Source organism: Pseudomonas sp. URMO17WK12:I9, from assembly GCF_900230165.1.
In the GTDB taxonomy this organism is placed as follows: domain Bacteria; phylum Pseudomonadota; class Gammaproteobacteria; order Pseudomonadales; family Pseudomonadaceae; genus Aquipseudomonas; species Aquipseudomonas fulva.
In genome coordinates this window covers 620452-637692 of the sequence record NZ_OCMQ01000001.1, presented here as the reverse complement: position 1 = coordinate 637692, position 17241 = coordinate 620452, and the positions used below count along the sequence as shown (strand labels likewise).

Here is a 17241-nt window from a genome sequence, read left to right as displayed (position 1 = left end):
GGGAATACGCGCTGAAGTCCCTGGGAATTAGAGTCTCAAGGTGCAGTGCAAACAGCCCGGGTATTTGCCCGTGATGCTTCGCACTGAATCCAAAAGCCACTCATTCCTGGGAGCGGCCTTACCGGGGCGCTGGACCGGCCGCGAGAGGCCGCACCGCAGCATCAGGACTTCAGCCCCGCAGCCCCTGCGACTTCGTTAGCCCTTGAACGGACGAACGATTGCTCGTCGCCCGCAGCCCCTCACAACCCCTCCAACTCCGCCATCAAGTCACTCAACCGATCCACCTTGTCTTCATTCAGCGCACTGCCCTGCAGCCCCTCCACGTACACGGCCAGTTCCGCCACCGTGCTGCACTCGAACATCGCCCGCAGTGGCACGTTCAGTTGCAGTTGCTTCTGCACCCGCGAGGCAATCTGGGTGGCCAGTAGCGAGTGGCCGCCCAGTTCGAAGAAGTTGTCGTGCACACCGACCCGGTCGGCCTTGAGCACCTCGGCCCAGATACCGGCCAGCAGGCCCTCGAGCTCGCTGCGCGGTGCCTGATAGGCCTGGCTGTGCTGGCTGCCGATGTCGATGGCGGGCAGGGCCTTGCGGTCGAGCTTGCCGTTGGCATTGTGAGGCAAGGCCTCAAGCCAGGCCCAATGCAGGGGCACCATGTACTCAGGCAGCTCGGCGCGCAGGCGTGCCTTGAGCTGAGCGAGCACGGTGTCGTCGCCCGTGACCCCGTGGTGAGGCACCAGGTAACCCACCAAGTGCTTGCCGTTGACACCTTCCTGCACAGCGACCGCTGCATCGCGGACCTGCGGCTGCTCATGCAGCCGGGCCTCGATTTCTCCCAGTTCGATACGGTAACCGCGAATCTTCACCTGGTGATCGATCCGGCCTACGTACTCGAGCACACCGTCAGGCCGCTGGCGGGCCAGGTCGCCGGTGCGGTACAGACGCTCGCCTGCTGCACCGTAAGGGTGGGGAATGAACGCCAGCGCCGTGCGTGCCGGGTCGCCCACGTAGCCACGGCCCACACCCGTACCCGCCACGCACAACTCGCCCACGGCCCCCAAGGGCACCACTTGCTGTTCATCGCCCAGCAGGTACAGCCGGTTATTGTCGGTCGGGGTGCCGATGGGCAGGTAGCTGCCTTGGGTAGAGTCGGCATCGACACGGAAGAACGCCACGTCATCCGAACATTCCGCTGGCCCGTAGGCGTTGACCAGGCCGATCCGTGGGTAACGTTGCAGCCATTGCGCCGCCAACTCCGGTGGCATGGCTTCGCCGGTAGGCAGCATCCAGCGCAGGCCGTCCAGCGCCTGGTGTTCGCTGGCAAGCATGCCCTGGATCAGCGATGGCACGCTCTCAAGAACGGTGATGCCGGTGGCCTGGACATGGGTGAGCAGGCCCTGGGGATCGTGGGCAATGGCGTTGGGCACGATTTCAACCTGGGCGCCGAACAGCGGCGCGGCCAGGAACTGCCACACCGAAATGTCGAAGCTCTGCGACGCCGTCTGCGCAATGACATCGTGCTCGGTCAGCGCCAGGTAGGGCACCTTGCTCAGCTGGTTGTTGAGCATGCCGCGCTGCTCCACCATCACGCCCTTGGGCAAGCCGGTGGAGCCTGAGGTGTAGATCACGTAAGCGAGGTTGTCCGGGCCGCTGTGGACCCCAGGGTTGTGGCTGTCCATGGTGCAGGTCTGGACGGTTTCCCACACTAACAACTGGGGCCGTACGCCAGGGTTCAGGGCTTGCAGCAAGGCCTGCCCCTGCTCGGCACAGGCCGCGCTGCACACCAGCACCGGCGCCCGGCTGAGCTCAAGGATGCTTTGCAGGCGCGCAGGTGGCAGGCCTGGGTCCAGCGGCAGGTAACCAGCACCGGCCTTGAAGCTGCCAACGATCATGCCCAGCAGCGGCAGGCCGCGATCGGCCAGCAGGGCCACCGGCTGATCCAGCCGTACACCAGCCCCGATCAATGCATGGCCCAGGCGGTTGGCCGCCAGGTTCAGCCTGGCATAGTCGTACTCGGCGTCCAGGCACCGGGCCACGGTACGCTGGGGATGGGCGGCCACGCGCGCCTCGAACTGCGCGACATAACTCTGCTCCAGGGGGTAAGCCCGCTGAGTGTCGTTGCATGCCTGGAGCAAGAAACGCTGTTCCTCGGCGCCCACCAGCGGCAAGGCTTGCACCTGTTCGTCGAACCCCTGGACCAGCGCCAGGAGCAGGCGCTTGAATTCGGCCAGCAAGCGCTCGACGGTCGGGTAGTCGAAGTAGCGCTGGTCGAACGAGAGGTGCAGGCCCAGGTCATCACCTGGGTAACAGACCGCGGTGAGCGGGAAATTGGTGTGGGTGCGACCTGAGTCGGAGGTAGCATCCAGGTGCTTGGCGTGATCGAGCACGGCGGTTTCCACCGGGGCGTTCTCGAACACGAACAGGCTGTCGAACAACGGCTGGCCCTTGGGCAGTTCGCTGCACGCCTGGATGTCCACCAGCGGCAGGTATTCGTACTCGCGCAATTCCATGTTGCGCTCCAGCAAACCCTGCAACCACTGGCGCACAGTGCACCCTTGGCCAACCGCTGGCAGCTGCACACGCAGCACCACGCTGTTGATGAACAGGCCGACGGTGCGTTGCATCTGCGGCATGCTCACCGGCCGACCCGCCACGGTCACGCCGAAGGCCACGTCGCGCTCGCCGCTGTAGCGCGCCAGCACCAGGGCCCAGGCCGCCTGGGCGAAAGTGTTGACGGTCAACTGGTGAGCCTGGGCCAGCTCGCGCAGGCGAGTGCCCTCACTAACCGCCAGGCGCGTATAGCAATCACCGACGACCATGCCGCTGCCCGCATGCTCATGGCGCAACGGACGATCGCTTGGCAGCGCCGTGGCGCGCTCGAAGCCGGCCAGGTTGGCCTGCCACCAGGCACGCGCGTCGTCCAACCCCTGGCGCTGCAGCCAGCCAATGTAGTCACGGTAGCGCGGCGGCACCGGCAGTTGCGCCTGTCGGTCCTCGCCCAGCGCCTGATAGATTTCGAAGAAGTCGTTCATCAGCAGCGAGCGGCACCAGGCATCGATGAGGATGTGGTGGTTGCTCATCATGAACCAGTAGCGCGCATCGGCCACTCGCACCAAGCGCAGGTGGAACGGCGGCGTGTGCAACACGTCGAAGCCGGCTTCGCGCTCCTGCTTGTGCAGGGCTTGCAGGCGAGCCTCCTGGTCGGCGTCGTCCAGGTCGCGCCAGTCCTGGTAATCCATGGCCAATTGCCCGGGCTTGTGGATGATCTGCAGCATGGCCTCGCCACTGTTCCAGCTGAACGAGGCGCGCAAGGCCTCATGCCGCGCCACCACCTGTTGCCAGGCCTGGGCGAAGCGCTGCGGGTCGACTGCGCTGCTGATGCGGTAGCGGTCCTGCATGTAGTACAGGCCCGTGCCGGGTTCGAGCAGGGTGTGCAGCAGCATGCCTTCCTGCATTGGGGTCAGGGGGTAGACGTCCTCGATCAGGTTGGCCGGCACAGGCAACGCGTCGATCTGCGCCTGGGTAAGGTGCGCCAGGGGGAAGTCCGAGGGGGTGTAGCTGCCCTGCCCGTCTGCCAGGCAATGGTCGATCAGCGCCACCAGTTCCTGGCGATAGGCGTTCGCCAGCGTGGCGATGGTGTGCGGCTCATAGCGTTCGCGGCTGAATGTCCAGCGCAGTTGCAACGCACCGCCGTAGACCTGGCCATCGACACTCAGCCAGTTGGGCAGCGGCGCATCCGGGTCATGGGCCAGGCCCACCGGCGCGTCCACCGGCGTGAACAGCGCGCCGTCGTCGAACTGCTGGTCGAACTGCCCCAGGTAGTTGAAGGTGATGCGCGCTTGGGCCAGGGCCGCCATTTGCTCGCGCGCTGCCGGGTCCGCCAGGTAGCGCAGCACACCGTAGCCAAGGCCCTTGTGCGGCACCTGGCGCAACTGCTCCTTGATGCGCTTGATGGACGCCGCCCGTGCCTGGTCATCATCCCCTGCCAGGGGGGACAGGCTCAACGGATAAGCGTTGGTGAACCAGCCGACACTGCGGGTCAGGTCCATGTCCTCGAACAACCCGTCCCGGCCATGGCCTTCCAACTGCACCAGCGCCTGCGGCTGGCCCGTCCACTGGCACAGGGTGCGGGCCAGTGCCGTCAGCAGCAGGTCATTGACCTGGGTGTGGTAGGCCGCAGGCGCCTGCTGCAGCAACTGGCGGGTCTGCTGGGCATCCAGGCCGATGGTCACGGTCCGGGCATGACGCTGCACGTTGCCGCCCTGGGGATGATCGCAGGGTAGCTCATGGCGTACCTCACCCACCTGGGCCTGCCACTGGCCCAGCTCGTCACGCAGCGAATCGCTGCTGGCATAGGCTGCCAGCCGCGCCGCCCAGTCACCTGGGGCATGGGTCTTGGCCGGCAGGGCCTGGCCTCGGTACAGCGCCTGCAAGTCTTCGAGCAGGATGCGCCAGGAAACGCCGTCGACCACCAAGTGATGGATGGCCAATGCCAGGCGTTGTTCGCCCTCCCCGTCACTCACCAGCAAGGCACGGAGCAAGGGACCGCGCTGCAGGTCGAGGCTGCGTTGCAGGTCGGTGTACAGCGCCTGGCAATCGTCCAGGTCGGCGACCGTGGCCGACCACAGCAGCTGTTGATCATCAGGCTGGGCGTACTCGGCCTGCCAATGGCCAGCAGCATCGCTGAACCGCAGGCGCAAGCTGTCGTGGTGCTCCACCAGGGCGGCCAGCGCGGTGTGCAGCCGGGTCTGATCCAGCGGCACGCGGCATTGCAACAGCACGGCCTGGTTCCAGTGCTGCGGCTGCGCCAACGCGCTGTCGAAGAACCAGTGCTGGATCGGGGTCAACTGTGCGCTGCCCTGGCGTAGGCCTTGCTCGATGCTGTCGGTGACCTGCACCGGCTGCACGATGGCCGCCAGGGCCTGGATGGTCTGGTGCTGGAACAGGTCACGCGGGGAGAATTGCAGGCCTACCTGCCGCGCGCGGCTCACCACTTGGATCGACAGGATCGAGTCACCGCCCAGTTCGAAGAAATTGTCCTGAACACCGACCTGATCGACGTTGAGCACCTCGCCCCAGACCTGCGCCAATTGCGCTTGCACATCATTGGTCGGCGCTTGGTAATGCTGGCGAGCCTGGTCGAGGTCGGGCAGCGGCAAGGCCCGGCGGTCCAGCTTGCCATTGCCCATCAACGGCAGGGAATCGAGCAGCACCAGGTGCGCCGGCACCATGTAGTCCGGCAGATGCTGATGGGCATGGGCTTTGACGGCTTCGCGCAGCTGTTGCTGGGCATGCGGGTCGCCAGCGGCGTGCTGGCTTACGAGGTAGCCGACCAGTTGCCGCACGCCCTGCATGTCAACGGCGATGACCACCGCTTCATCCACATCGGCATGGGCCTGCAAGCGGCTTTCGATTTCACCCAGCTCGATGCGGAAGCCGCGAATCTTCACCTGCTGATCGGCGCGCCCGATGTACTCCACCAGGCCATCCTGGCCCAGGCGCACTAGGTCGCCGGTGCGGTACAGGCGCCCGCCGGTGTGGCTGAAGGGGTCGGCGACGAAGCGTTCGGCGGTCAGCCCAGGACGGTCGTGGTAGCCCTGGGCCAGGCCGGCGCCGCCCACATACAGCTCACCGATGCCCCCCTGGGGCAACAGGGCCAGGTCATCATCGAGGATGTAGGCCGTGCGTTGGCCGATCACCCGCCCGATGGGCACGCTGCCCAGGTCGGCCGCCAGCGATTGCGGGGCCAGGGCGGCCAGCGGCATGACCACGGTTTCGGTGGGGCCGTAGGCGTTGAACAGCTGATCAGGGGTGAAGGCCTGGCGGATGCGCTGCAGGTGCTCGCCGGTCAACGCCTCGCCCCCGGTGATCACCAGGCGCACCGGCAGGCACTCGCCCTGCACGGCCAGATGCTGAGCCAACTGGCTGCCGTAGCTGGGCGTGAAGCCCAGCACGCTGACGTGTTGCTCTCGCACCAGCTGGCAGATCTCGTCGGCGCCCCACTGCCCTTGGGCGCGGATGACCACACGTGCGCCACACAGCAGCGGCACCCACAGCCGTTCGCTGGCCGCGTCGAAGTTGATGGAATAGAAATGCAGCTCGCAATCGTCACTGCGCATGCCAAACGCCTGGATCACTGCCTGGCAGTGCATGGCGAACTCGCCATGGCTGACCACCACACCTTTGGGTTTGCCGGTGGACCCGGAGGTGTAGATCAGATAAGCCGGGTGCTGCGCCAGGCTGACATCGTCCAGCGGCGCCTCGCTATAGGCGCCCAGCGTAGGCTGGTCGTCTTCCAGGCTCCAGCAGGCCAGGTGCTCCGGCAGCGGCCCGAGGTCTTGCAGCAAGCGGCGTTGGCTGAGCAGTACGGCGACCTGGCTGTCCTCGATCATGTAGCGCAAGCGGTCCAGCGGGTACTCCGGGTCAAGCGGTACATAGGCGCCACCGGCCTTCAGTACTGCCAGCAGGCCGACGACCATTTCCAGCGAGCGTTCGAGCGCCACGCCCACCCGCACCTGCGGGCCGACACCGCGCTCGCGCAAGGCGCGGGCCAGGCGGTTGGCCTGCTGATCGAGCTCGGCGTAGCTTAGGTGCTGGCCGGCGAACGTCAGGGCCCGTGCTTGCGGGTCTTGGGCCGCCTGGGCCGCGAACAGCCCATGCAGTGTATGCCGCGCCGTGCTGACCGGCTCGCCGCGCAGTTGCGCGACCAGCCCCTGCTGTTCGGCGCTGCTGAGCATCGGCAGTTCGCACAGGCGTTGCTGCGGCTGGTCCAGCAGCCCGATCAGCAACTGCTGCCAATGCGCGGCCATGCGGGCAATGCGTGGCGCGTCGAACAGGTCCTGGCTGTAGGTCAGGCAGCAGCCCAGACGGCCATCGAGGTCCGTGACCTCCAGGTAGAGGTCGAACTTGGTGGCGGCTGCGTCGTTGACCAGGTAGTCCACCTGCATGCCGGCCAGCGTACGGCTTTGCTGGAAGGCCCAGCGCTGCACGTTGCACATCACCTGGAACAGCGGGTTGTAGGCGCTGCTGCGCGGCGGGTGCAAGGCCTCGACCAGTTGTTCGAACGGCAAGTCCTGGTGGGACTGCCCCTCGATGGCGGCCTGGCGCACCTGCTCGAGCACCTCGGCAGCGGTCATCTGGCCGTCCAGCTCGCAGCGCAGCACCTGGGTGTTGAGGAAGGCACCGATCAGCCCTTCACTCTCGGGGCGGATGCGGTTGGCCACCGGGGCGCCGATACGCAGGTCGCGCTGACCACTGTAGCGGTGCAACAGCACCGCCAGGGTGGCGGTCATGGTCATGAACAAGGTCAGGCCACGCTGGCTGTTGAAGGTGTGCACGCGCTGCACCAGCGCAGGGTTCAGCTCGAACCTGTAGAGCTCGCCCTTGTGGCTTTGCACGGCAGGTCGAGGGCGGTCGGTGGGCAGCGCCAGTACCGGGTGCTCTTGTCCCAGCCGCTGTTTCCAGTAAGCGAGCTGGCGAGCGCCCTCTCCGCTGTCCAGCCATTGCCGTTGCCATACGCTGTAGTCCAGGTACTGGACGGGCAAGGGCGTCAGCGGCGACTCACGGTCGTCAACGAAGGCTTCGTACAGCTCGCCCAGTTCGCGGGCAAAGATATCCATGGCCCAGCCTTCGGTGACGATGTGGTGCAAGGTGAGCACGAAGACGTGTTCGCGCTCCTGCAGCTTGACCAGGCAGGCACGCAGCAAGGGGCCACTCTCTAGGTCGAACGCCTGGTGTGCCTGCTGGTCGGCCAGCTGTTGCAGGCGCTGCTGGCGGGCAGCGTCGGGCAGTGCACTGAAATCTTGCCAGGCCAGCTGCAGGTTGCTGTCGTCGGCCACGCATTGATAAGGCACGCCCTCGATGCTGGGGAAGGTGGTGCGCAGGGTTTCGTGACGCACGACCAGCGCGTGCAACGCCCGCTCGAAGGCATCTACATGCAGGGTGCCGCGCAGGCGCGCCATGCCGCCGACGTTGTAGGCCGGGCTGTTGGGCTCCATTTGCCAAAGGAACCACATGCGCTGTTGCGAATAGGAAAGCGGTACCGCCTGACGGCGATCCACGCGCGGGATGTCGCCTTGCGCATTGCGTTCACCGCTGGCCTGGATGCGTGCGACTTCAGCGCAGAAGGCGCCCAGCTCGCTGGCGTCGAACAGGGCTTTCAACGGTAGCTCGACGTCGCAGGCCTGTCGCGTGCGCGAGACGATTTGCGTCGCCAGCAAGGAGTGCCCGCCCAGGGCGAAGAAATCGTCCTGCAAGCCGACCTGGGGCAGGCCCAACACCTCGCACCAGATGGCCGCGACCTGCCGTTGCAAGGGGCTGTGTGGCTCGATGTGCTCACGCTGCTGCCACACAGGCGCCGGTAATGCCTTGCGATCGACCTTGCCGCTCGGGCCGAGCGGCATCTGCGCCAGCCACATCAGCTGTGCGGGCACCATGTAGGCCGGAAGTTGCTCGGCAAGCGCCGCGAGCAAGGGGCCCGATTCGGCAGTGCCGCTGTAGTAACCCACCAGTTGTGCGCCGACGGTGTCCTGATGAACCCGCACCACCGCCTGCTCGACGCCGGCCTGGGCCAGCAGGCAGGCCTGCACTTCTTCGGGCTCCACGCGGAAGCCACGTACTTTCACCTGGTGGTCGAGGCGGCCCAGGTACTCAAGCGCCGGGTACTGCACCAACCAGCGCACTCGGTCGCCGCTTCGGTACAGGCGCTGGCCATTGCCGCCAGGCTGGGGCACGAAGCGCTCGGCCGTCAGGCCAGGGCGGCCCAGGTAGCCACGGGCCAAGCCCGTGCCACCCAGGTACAGCTCGCCCGGCACCCCAGGTGCACTCAGGTGCAGCTCATCGTCCAGCACCTGACACAGCACATTGCCCAACGGGCGGCCCATGGGCGAATGCCCACCGTCGCTGGCGGTGCAATGCCAGTGGGTGACGTTGATGGCGGTTTCGGTCGGGCCGTAACGGTTGTGCAGCTGCACCTGTGGCAGCACCTGCAAGACCCGGTCGCGCAAGGCAGCCGACAACGCCTCGCCGCCGGAGAACAGGCGGCGCAGGCTGCTGCAGCCCGCAGCCTGGGGCTCCTGGACGAATACCTGCAACAAAGGTGGCACGAAATGCAGGGTGGTCACGCCATGGGCCTGCACCAGCGCTGCGATGCGCTGCGGATCGCGGTGCTCACCGGCACCGGCAAGTACCAGCTTGCAGCCGGTGATCAGCGGCCAGAAGCATTCCCACACCGAAACATCGAAACTGATCGGTGCCTTCTGCATCAACACGTCGTCCGCGCCAAGTGCGTAGGTCGCCTGCATCCACTGCAGCCGCTCGGCGAGCGCCCCGTGGGTGTTGCCTACGCCCTTGGGCTGGCCAGTGGAGCCGGAGGTATAGATCACGTAGGCCAGGTTGTCGGCGTCCAGGTGGAGCCGGGGCGGTTGGCTCGGCCAGTTGTCCAGGTGCAGTTGGTCCAGCGCGATCACGCCAACACCCTGCACGTGCGGCAGCGTGGCCAATTGGCTGCTGTGGCTGAGCAGCAGGCCGGCATTGCAGTCGGCCAGCATGAAGGCCAGACGCTCGGCCGGGTAATCCACGTCCAGCGGCACATAGGCGCCGCCGGCCTTGAGGATGGCCAGCAGGCCTACCAGCAGCTGGGGCGAGCGCTCAATGACGATGGCCACGCAGGTATCGGGGCCCACGCCCTTGTCGCGCAGGTAATGGGCCAGGCGATTGGCCTGCTGATGCAGTTCGGCGTAACCGAGGCTGCCGCCCTCCCAGGCCAGTGCCGTGCGCTGCGGGTGCAGGCGAGCCTGCTCATTGAGCTGCTCGACCAGCAGCTGTGGCGGCTGCGCAGCCGGCGCTTGCCCCCAGTCCAGCAAGCGTGCGCGGCTCGCCTCATCCAGCAGGGGGACTTCGCCGATGGGCAGCTGCGGCGTTTCGCAGACGTGCTCGAACAGGCTCAACAGGTGCTGAGCAAGCCGCGCCACCGTGTCCTGCTCGAACAGTTCGCTGGCGTAGTCGAACGCCAGGCGCATACGGCCCTGGTGATCTTGCTCGCTGTGCAGTTGCAGGTCGAACTTGGCTTCCCGGCTGTGCCAGGGCAGCTCTTCGGCCAGCAGACCCGGCAGGCGCCGCAGCGCCGACAGATCGCGTTGCTGGTGGTTGAACATGACCTGGAACAGGCCTTGTTCACGGGCCTGGGGCAGCGCCTCGACCAACTGCTCGAACGGCAGGTCCTGGTTGGCCTGTGCGTCGAGGGTGGCCTGGCGCACCTGGCCGAGCAATTCGGCGAACGGCAGTCGGCCGTGTACCTGAGCGCGCAGCACCTGGGTGTTGATGAAGAAACCGACCAGCCCTTGGCTTTGAAGGCGCGAGCGGTTGGCATTGGGCACACCGACCCGGATGTCGGCCTGGCCGGTATAACGGTGCAGCAGCGCCTGCCAACCCGCCAGCAGCACCATGAACAGGCTGCATTGGTGTTGATGTGCCAAGGCGTTGAGGGCCTGGGACAAGTGCGCAGGCACCTTCACGTTCAGGCGTGCGGCATGGTTGCCACGCTGGCTGGCGCGGGGGTGGTCGGTGCACAGGTCCAGAACCGGCGCCGCATCGCCCAGCTGATCGCGCCAGTAGGCGAGCTGACGCTCGGCTGCACCCTCTGCCAACCAGGTGCGCTGCCAGTTACCGTAGTCGGCGTAGCCCAGCCCGAGCGGTGCCAGCTTGGGTTCCAGGCCCTGGCAATAAGCCGCATAAAGACGCGCCAGCTCGTCCATGAGCAAGGTGAGCGACCAGCCATCGGCAACAATGTGGTGCAGGGTTACCCAAAGCTGGTGATGCTCCTCGTCCAGATGGACCAGCGTCAGGCGCAGCAGCGGCCCTCTCTGCAGATCGAAAGGCAGGCAGGCCTCGGCCTCTCGCTGGCTGTCGACCTGCTCGGGCGCTTGCCCCTGCAAGTCAAGCCGCTGAAGGTTCACCGGCAGGTGAGCCAGGACGCGTTGCAATGGCTGGCCGTCGACTTCGCTGAACACCGTACGCAAGGCTTCGTGGCGCTCTACCAGCGCCTGCAGGGCGGCTTCCAGAGCAGGTTCATCCAGGGCCCCGCGCAGTTGCAGGCCAGCAGGAATGTTGTAGGCAGCCGATTGCGGCTGCAGTTGCCAAAGCAGCCACAGGCGGTTCTGCGCCAGCGACTGGGGCAGTGGCCTGTCGCGGGGCAACAGGTCGATGGCCCCCGCTTGCTGGCCTTGGGCAAGGCTTGCAGCAACCGCCTGGGTGTAGTCGGCCAGCACTGGGGCCTCGAAAAGGGTGCGCAGGCTCAACTCGATGCCCAAGGCGTCGGCCAGCGCTGCCGTGACCTGGGTGGCGGCAATGGAGTTGCCGCCCAGCAGCATGAAATGATCGTCCGCCGCCACCGCCTCGACCTTGAGAATGTCGCACCAAAGACGCGCGATTTGCGCCTGCAACCCTTCACCGGTCACGGTCTCGGTGGCCGGCAAAGCGGGTTGTGGAAAGCGCGCGTAGCAATCGAGGGTGCCATCGTCCATGCGCAGACGACAGGCCGAGCGCTGGAGTTTGCCGCTGGAGGTCTTGGGCAAGGCACCTGGGTTGAGTAACAGGACCACGGCCGGGGCCTGGCGGCACGCATCGGCGACAACATGACGAAGCGTTTTGATCAGTGCATCGGGCGCGGTCGTCTTCTGCACGTTGCGGCTGATTTCCACGGCCACGCCAATGGCTTGCTCACCCTCGTGCTCGACGGCAAACACGGCCACCCTGCCCTTGCGCAGCGCAGGGACCTCACGCTCAAGGGTCTTTTCCAGGTCCTGCGGGTAGAGGTTCTGCCCGCGCACGATGAGCATGTCTTTCAGGCGACCGGTGACGAACACCTCGCCGCCGCGCATGAAACCCAGGTCGCCTGTGCGCAGCCAGCGCTGACCATCCATCTCGACGAACGTCTGAGCGCTGGCCTGGACATTGCGCCAGTACCCGTGGGCGATGCTTGGCCCGGCAGCCCAGATTTCCCCTACCTGATTGTCCGCCAGCACCTGGCGCTGCCGGGGTTCGACGATGCGTACCGCATGGCCGGGCTGTGGCCAGCCGCAACTCATCACCACACTGCCCTCGCCAGGCTCGGCACGGTTTTCGGCGAAGGCCTGGGCATCGAGCGCCAAGGCGCCGATGCCCTCACCGCGGCGGCTGCCGCTGACGAACAGCGTGGCCTCTGCCAACCCGTAGCTGGCGAAGAAGCTTTGTGGGTTGAAGCCGCAGGCCTGGAAGGTGTCGGCGAAGGTGGCCAGGCTGTCCTGGCGGATCGGCTCGGAACCCGAGTACGCCACCCGCCAGCGGCTCAGGTCGAGCCCTGCCAAGGAAGCCTTGCTAATCCGCTCGCTACACAGCCGGTACGCAAAGTCGGGGCCGCCGCTGATGGTGCCGCCGTACTCACTGATGGCCTGCAACCAACGCAGCGGCCGTGCCAGGAAATAGCCAGGCGACATCAGTACGCAGGGTACGCCGCTGAAGATCGGCTGCAGCAGCCCGCCGATCAGCCCCATGTCGTGGTAGAGCGGGAGCCAGCTGACGATCACGTCGTCTGGGTTCAGATCGATACCGAAGCCGTGGCGGATCAGCTGTTCGTTCGCCACCAGGTTGCCGTGGGTGACCTGCACGCCCTTTGGCAAGGCCGTGGAACCGGATGTGTATTGCAGGAACGCGATGTCATGGGGCTGCAACGCAGGCTCGCGCCAAGCCGCCGCCTGTGTCGGATCGAGCTGGTCAACGGCCAGCAGCTCCGGGGCCTGCGCGGCTTGCAGCGCCTCCAGGCCCTGGAGACTTTTTTGCAATGCCGCGACGGTCAGCAGCAGGCGCGGCTCGGCGTCGTCGATGATCGAAAGCAGGCGCTCCTGGTGGTGCTGGCGTGCGGACTCCGGTGGGTAGGCCGGCACCGCGATGACGCCGGCGTACAGGCAGCCAAAGAAGGCCGCCACGTAGTCCGGGCCGCTGGGGAACAACAGTACGGCACGGTCCCCGAATGCGGCCCGTGCCTGGAGCGCAGCCGCGATGGCGCGCGCGCGCTGGTCGAGCGCCTGGTAGGTGAGCACGGCCTGTTCGCCGGGCGCATCGGCCAGAAAGCGCAAGGCGATCTTGTCCGGGCTCTGTGCGGCGCGTTGCATCAGGGCCTGGACCAGCGAAGTCGGGAGTTCGAAGGCATGCGTCATGGGTGTTCCTGCCGGTGTCGAGGTGGGCGGGCCGGTGTGGCCACCTGCAGGGGCGGACAGCATCAGCGGCCGGGGATGTACAGAGGGGAACGGATGGCGGGGGGCAGAAATTAACGAAGCGCGGGCCTGTGGGAGAAAAGACGGGCGTACGCGTTAACCAGGCGCCGCGTGATGCGTGGCGCCATGCGGCGGGTACGCACGCGAGTCGGGCGCGACTTAGAACTGAAAGATACAGATACTAATTTAGTTTCGTATTTGACAATCATTATCATTCTGAATAGCTTGTCGCTCGTCCCAGGACGCGTCCTACAAATCAACGCGCTCTTTACCCTATGCTTCCAGGTGATTTCCATGGCGGAACAACTGTCCACAAGTAAGTGCGATTCACCACTGCTCCAAGCGTTCGTAGAAAACCGCAGCATCTTGCTCAAGATTGCCGCCCGCATCACCGGCTGCCGCTCGCGGGCCGAAGATGTGGTGCAGGACGCCTTCTTCAGGCTCGGCAGCGCCCCGCAGATCACCTCTTCGTTCAAGGCGCAGCTGAGCTACCTGTTCCAGATCGTGCGCAACCTGGCCATCGACCACTACCGCAAGCAGGCGATGGAGTTGAAATACTCCGGCAGCGAGGAAGAAGGGCTGAACGTCGTCCTGCAGAACGCCTCGCCCGAAGCTACCCACATCAACCTTGCGGCCCTCGACGACATCGCCCGCGCACTGAACGACCTGCCGCCACGCACGCGGTATGCGTTCGAAATGTACCGCCTGCATGGTGTGCCGCAGAAAGACATCGCCAAGGAACTGGGCGTCTCCCCTACCCTGGTCAACTTCATGATTCGCGATGCGATGGTGCATTGCCGGAAGATGACGCGCTAGGCACGGCGCGAAGGGGGACGGATGACCCGTGTAGAGCGGCCTGGCCGGGGCGCCGGACCGGCAAGGCCGCGCCTACCCAGCCGGTGCGCATCCGCAAAATCACTGGTTTGAAGTGCGATACCGGGTAGTTGTCGAACCTCCGTCAATACCCTCCTTAAACCAGCGTGCACCGATCGAAAAAACGCTCCCGCCCCAGAATCATCAGCGCAGCCCGCTTGTGCGGGAAGTCGAACACTTTGTCGCAGTGAAAGCACTGATCCTGCATGTAGCCGATCATCCGCGCATTGTCGGCACGTGGCTCGGCGACAACGCGCTGGGTGCGCGGGTCATCCAGGAACAGGTAGTGCACCAGCGCGCAGAGCCAGCTGGCGACCTTGTGGGGGCCGCGGTGTTGCTGTTCGCCTACCAGCATGTGGATGCCACGGTCATAATCGTCGGCCTGATAGAACGGGGCGATGCGGTCTTCCTTGGCCCAATAGGCTTCGAAGTAGGCAAACGGCTGATCATCGAAGCAACCGATCAGCGTGAGGGTATGAGGGGCCGCTTCTAGCTTGGCCAGGTACTCGCGGTGCTGCGCCAGGCTACCCCCTTCCTGCCAGAACGCCTCTACCCGCGGCTCGTTCTGCCAGCGGTTGAAGCGCTCAAGATCGTGCTCGATTTCCAGGGTGCGCAGCGATACCCAGCTGCCCAGCCGCGCATCGAAGCGCCGGTACACTTCGCCTCGCGGCTTGGGCGCTCGCAACGGGTGGCGTTTGCCCGCGCTGATGCGCATCTGTTGCGGATACACCGCGGCCTGCACTTCACCCAGCCACGGCTGAGGCAACTGCCAGAACAATGCCCGCTGGCACAGGTACTGCCCCGGTTGCTCGCTGCTCACCAGCAAGCCAGAGGCCAGCGCTTGGGCGGGCACTTCATGCAGCTGCCAAGTCAACGTCTGGCAGGTGAGGTCCTGGGACAACAGCCAATAGCACGCCGCCCACAGCGCCTGGTAGGGTCGCTGCGAGCAGACCCATTCCACCTGCACGACTGGAGTGCCTTGGGTGTGCACCCGCAGGGCGATCAAGGGTCGAGCTTCGAGCGACAGGCACAGAAAACCGTCGCGCTGCTCGGCGCTCAGGCTGCGCCAGCGTGGTGTGTAGGGTGTCGGCAAAGCGGCATCTGAGGGCATGGGCGATACTCGGTGACGTGAAAGAAAGGCTCACTCTGCAAGACGATGCCACCTCCCCCGGATTTAGCTGCTGCCCTTGAGGGGGGATTACGGGCGCCCGGCAGTGACCGTGATCCCGTAGGGTTCGAAGATGCGCGCCAGCTCGCCCTTCTCGCGCAGCGCCTGCAGCAACCCGGCAAACGCGGTGGCTGACAACGGCCCACCTGCGCGCAGCACGGCATAGTGATGGTAGACCTGATCGATACGCCCCGATGCCGCCAGCCGGCCCTGGCTGGAGGGGTTACGGGCCAGAAAATCGGTGAGGTACGAGCGGGTCACCAGTGCGATGTCGGCGCGACCGGCCTGCACCATGAGCAGGTTGCTGTCGTGGGAATAGGTCAAGGTGGCGTTGAAGGCCTTGCGCAGGTAGGTGGGGTCGGGGTTGAACCCTGCGAAGGCATAGTGGTAGCCGTTGAACATGGCCAGGCGCTTGCCCTGCAGGTCATCGACATAGTGCGGGTCGGCCAGGCTGCTGGTACGCCCTACGAACACTTCGGCGTCTTCAAGGCCCATGTCCACCGCCTCGTGCGGCACGTGCGCCCAACCCCATTGCGGGTTCTCGAACACTGCCATGTCGGTACGGCCTTGCAGCAGATCGCCAAAGCGTCGTTGCACCGAGGTGGGCACCAGCACGAAGCGATAACGGGGTTGCGACAGGTTCAACGCGTCGATCAACTGCGTCAGCAGACCGGTGCCCGCACCTTGCTCGGGACGCACGGTGTACGGCGGGAAGTGAGCAGCCCCGACCCTGACTTCCACCCGCTCGACCGCCCGTGCCGACGGCGCCAACCAACAGGCGGCAGAAATAAACAGTGCGGACAGGACCTTGAGGCCGGGCGCTAGGGTCAAAACGAACACTCATCACATGCAAGAACGGGATCCGCTTACGCTAGGCGCTTTCCGGACCCGGCACAACCACCGGGTCGCGCCCTTTATGCCAAAGCAGGCGGCAAAATGCCAGGGGGTGTCGGGAGGCGGGACTTTGGCTACGCTCTAGCATGACCTGGAAGGGAGCCTGATATGGGCCATTGGTTGGTGATCGACCTGGAAGCGACGACAGACGACGGCGGATGGCCGGTCGCAGACATGGAAGTGATTGAAATCGGCGCGAGCCTGGTAACTGGCCAAGGCCGCGAGGTCGATCATTTCCAGCGCTTCGTGCGGCCACGCAGGCGGCCTCAGTTGACGCCATTCTGCCGCGAGCTGACCCACATCAGCCAGGCGAACGTGGACTCGGCGGCCCCCTTCACCGAGGTGTGGCCCAGTTTCGAACGGTGGCTGGCGCACCATCAGGCGCAGTTGCAGGCCTGGGTGAGTTGGGGCGACTACGACCGTGTGCAATTGCTCCAGGAATGGCGGCAACATGGCCTGGACAGCGCGCTGCGGGCACTGCCGCACATCAACCTCAAGCAGCGTTTTGCCAAGGCCCGCCACCTGCAGCGTCCGACGGGGCTCAACAGTGCCCTGCACATGGCCGGCATGCACTTTTGCGGCCAACAGCACAGGGCCTTGGAAGACGCGCGCAACACCGCGCGCCTGCTGCCGTTGAGCCTGCCAAGCGGTTGATGGGCGGCGCCTGTCAAAGCGGATGACGGCGCCAGTGGCCTTGGGCATACTGGCCAGCCTTTTTGCCCTCTTCTGTTACTGGAGTCGCCCATGTTCAAGGTCAACGAGTACTTCAACGGCACCGTCAAGTCGATCGCTTTCACTGGCGAAGAAGGCCCGGCCACCGTCGGTGTGATGGCCCCTGGTGAATACGAGTTCGGCACGGCCAAGCGTGAAATCATGCACGTGGTCTCGGGCGAGCTGGCCGTGAAGCTGCCGGGCAGCGATGCTTGGGAAACCTTCGCGACTGGCACCCAGTTCAACGTGCCGGCCGACAGCAAGTTCCAGTTGCAAGTCAAGGTCGATACGGCTTACCTGTGCGAGTACCGCGACTAAGCCTGCCCCAGGCCGAGTGCCTCACTCGGC

The 17241-nt window shown here is 65.5% G+C and carries 6 protein-coding genes; 3 read left to right on the top strand and 3 right to left on the bottom strand.

What is annotated here, in order from left to right:
* Window positions 1-239 precede the first annotated feature (239 nt).
* Window positions 240-13190, bottom strand: a complete 12951-nt coding sequence (locus CRP40_RS02905; protein ID WP_027916032.1) for a non-ribosomal peptide synthetase — start codon at window positions 13188-13190, stop codon at window positions 240-242.
* 351 nt (window positions 13191-13541) lie between these two features.
* Between CRP40_RS02905 and CRP40_RS02900 the strand changes: the two genes are divergently transcribed.
* Window positions 13542-14063 carry an RNA polymerase factor sigma-70 gene (locus tag CRP40_RS02900; protein WP_027916031.1) on the top strand — a complete coding sequence of 174 codons (522 nt, stop codon included), beginning with the start codon at window positions 13542-13544 and terminating at the stop codon, window positions 14061-14063.
* A 154-nt stretch (window positions 14064-14217) separates the two neighbouring features.
* Here CRP40_RS02900 and CRP40_RS02895 read toward each other — a convergent pair whose 3' ends face one another.
* On the bottom strand, window positions 14218-15231 hold the full coding sequence (locus tag CRP40_RS02895) for a GNAT family N-acetyltransferase (protein ID WP_027916030.1): 1014 nt from the start codon (window positions 15229-15231) through the stop codon (window positions 14218-14220).
* Between the two features lie 87 nt (window positions 15232-15318).
* Window positions 15319-16119, bottom strand: a complete 801-nt coding sequence (locus CRP40_RS02890; RefSeq protein WP_027916029.1) for a transporter substrate-binding domain-containing protein — start codon at window positions 16117-16119, stop codon at window positions 15319-15321.
* A 171-nt stretch (window positions 16120-16290) separates the two neighbouring features.
* On the opposite strand from CRP40_RS02890, the gene CRP40_RS02885 reads away from it, so the two are divergent.
* Both CRP40_RS02885 and CRP40_RS02880 read left to right on the top strand, forming a co-directional pair.
* Window positions 16291-16836 (top strand): exonuclease domain-containing protein, encoded by a 546-nt coding sequence (locus CRP40_RS02885; RefSeq protein ID WP_023535887.1) that lies wholly within the window; start codon window positions 16291-16293, stop codon window positions 16834-16836.
* 90 nt (window positions 16837-16926) lie between these two features.
* A complete protein-coding gene (locus CRP40_RS02880; RefSeq protein WP_027916028.1) occupies window positions 16927-17211 on the top strand; it encodes a pyrimidine/purine nucleoside phosphorylase in 285 nt (94 codons plus the stop codon).
* Window positions 17212-17241 lie beyond the last annotated feature (30 nt).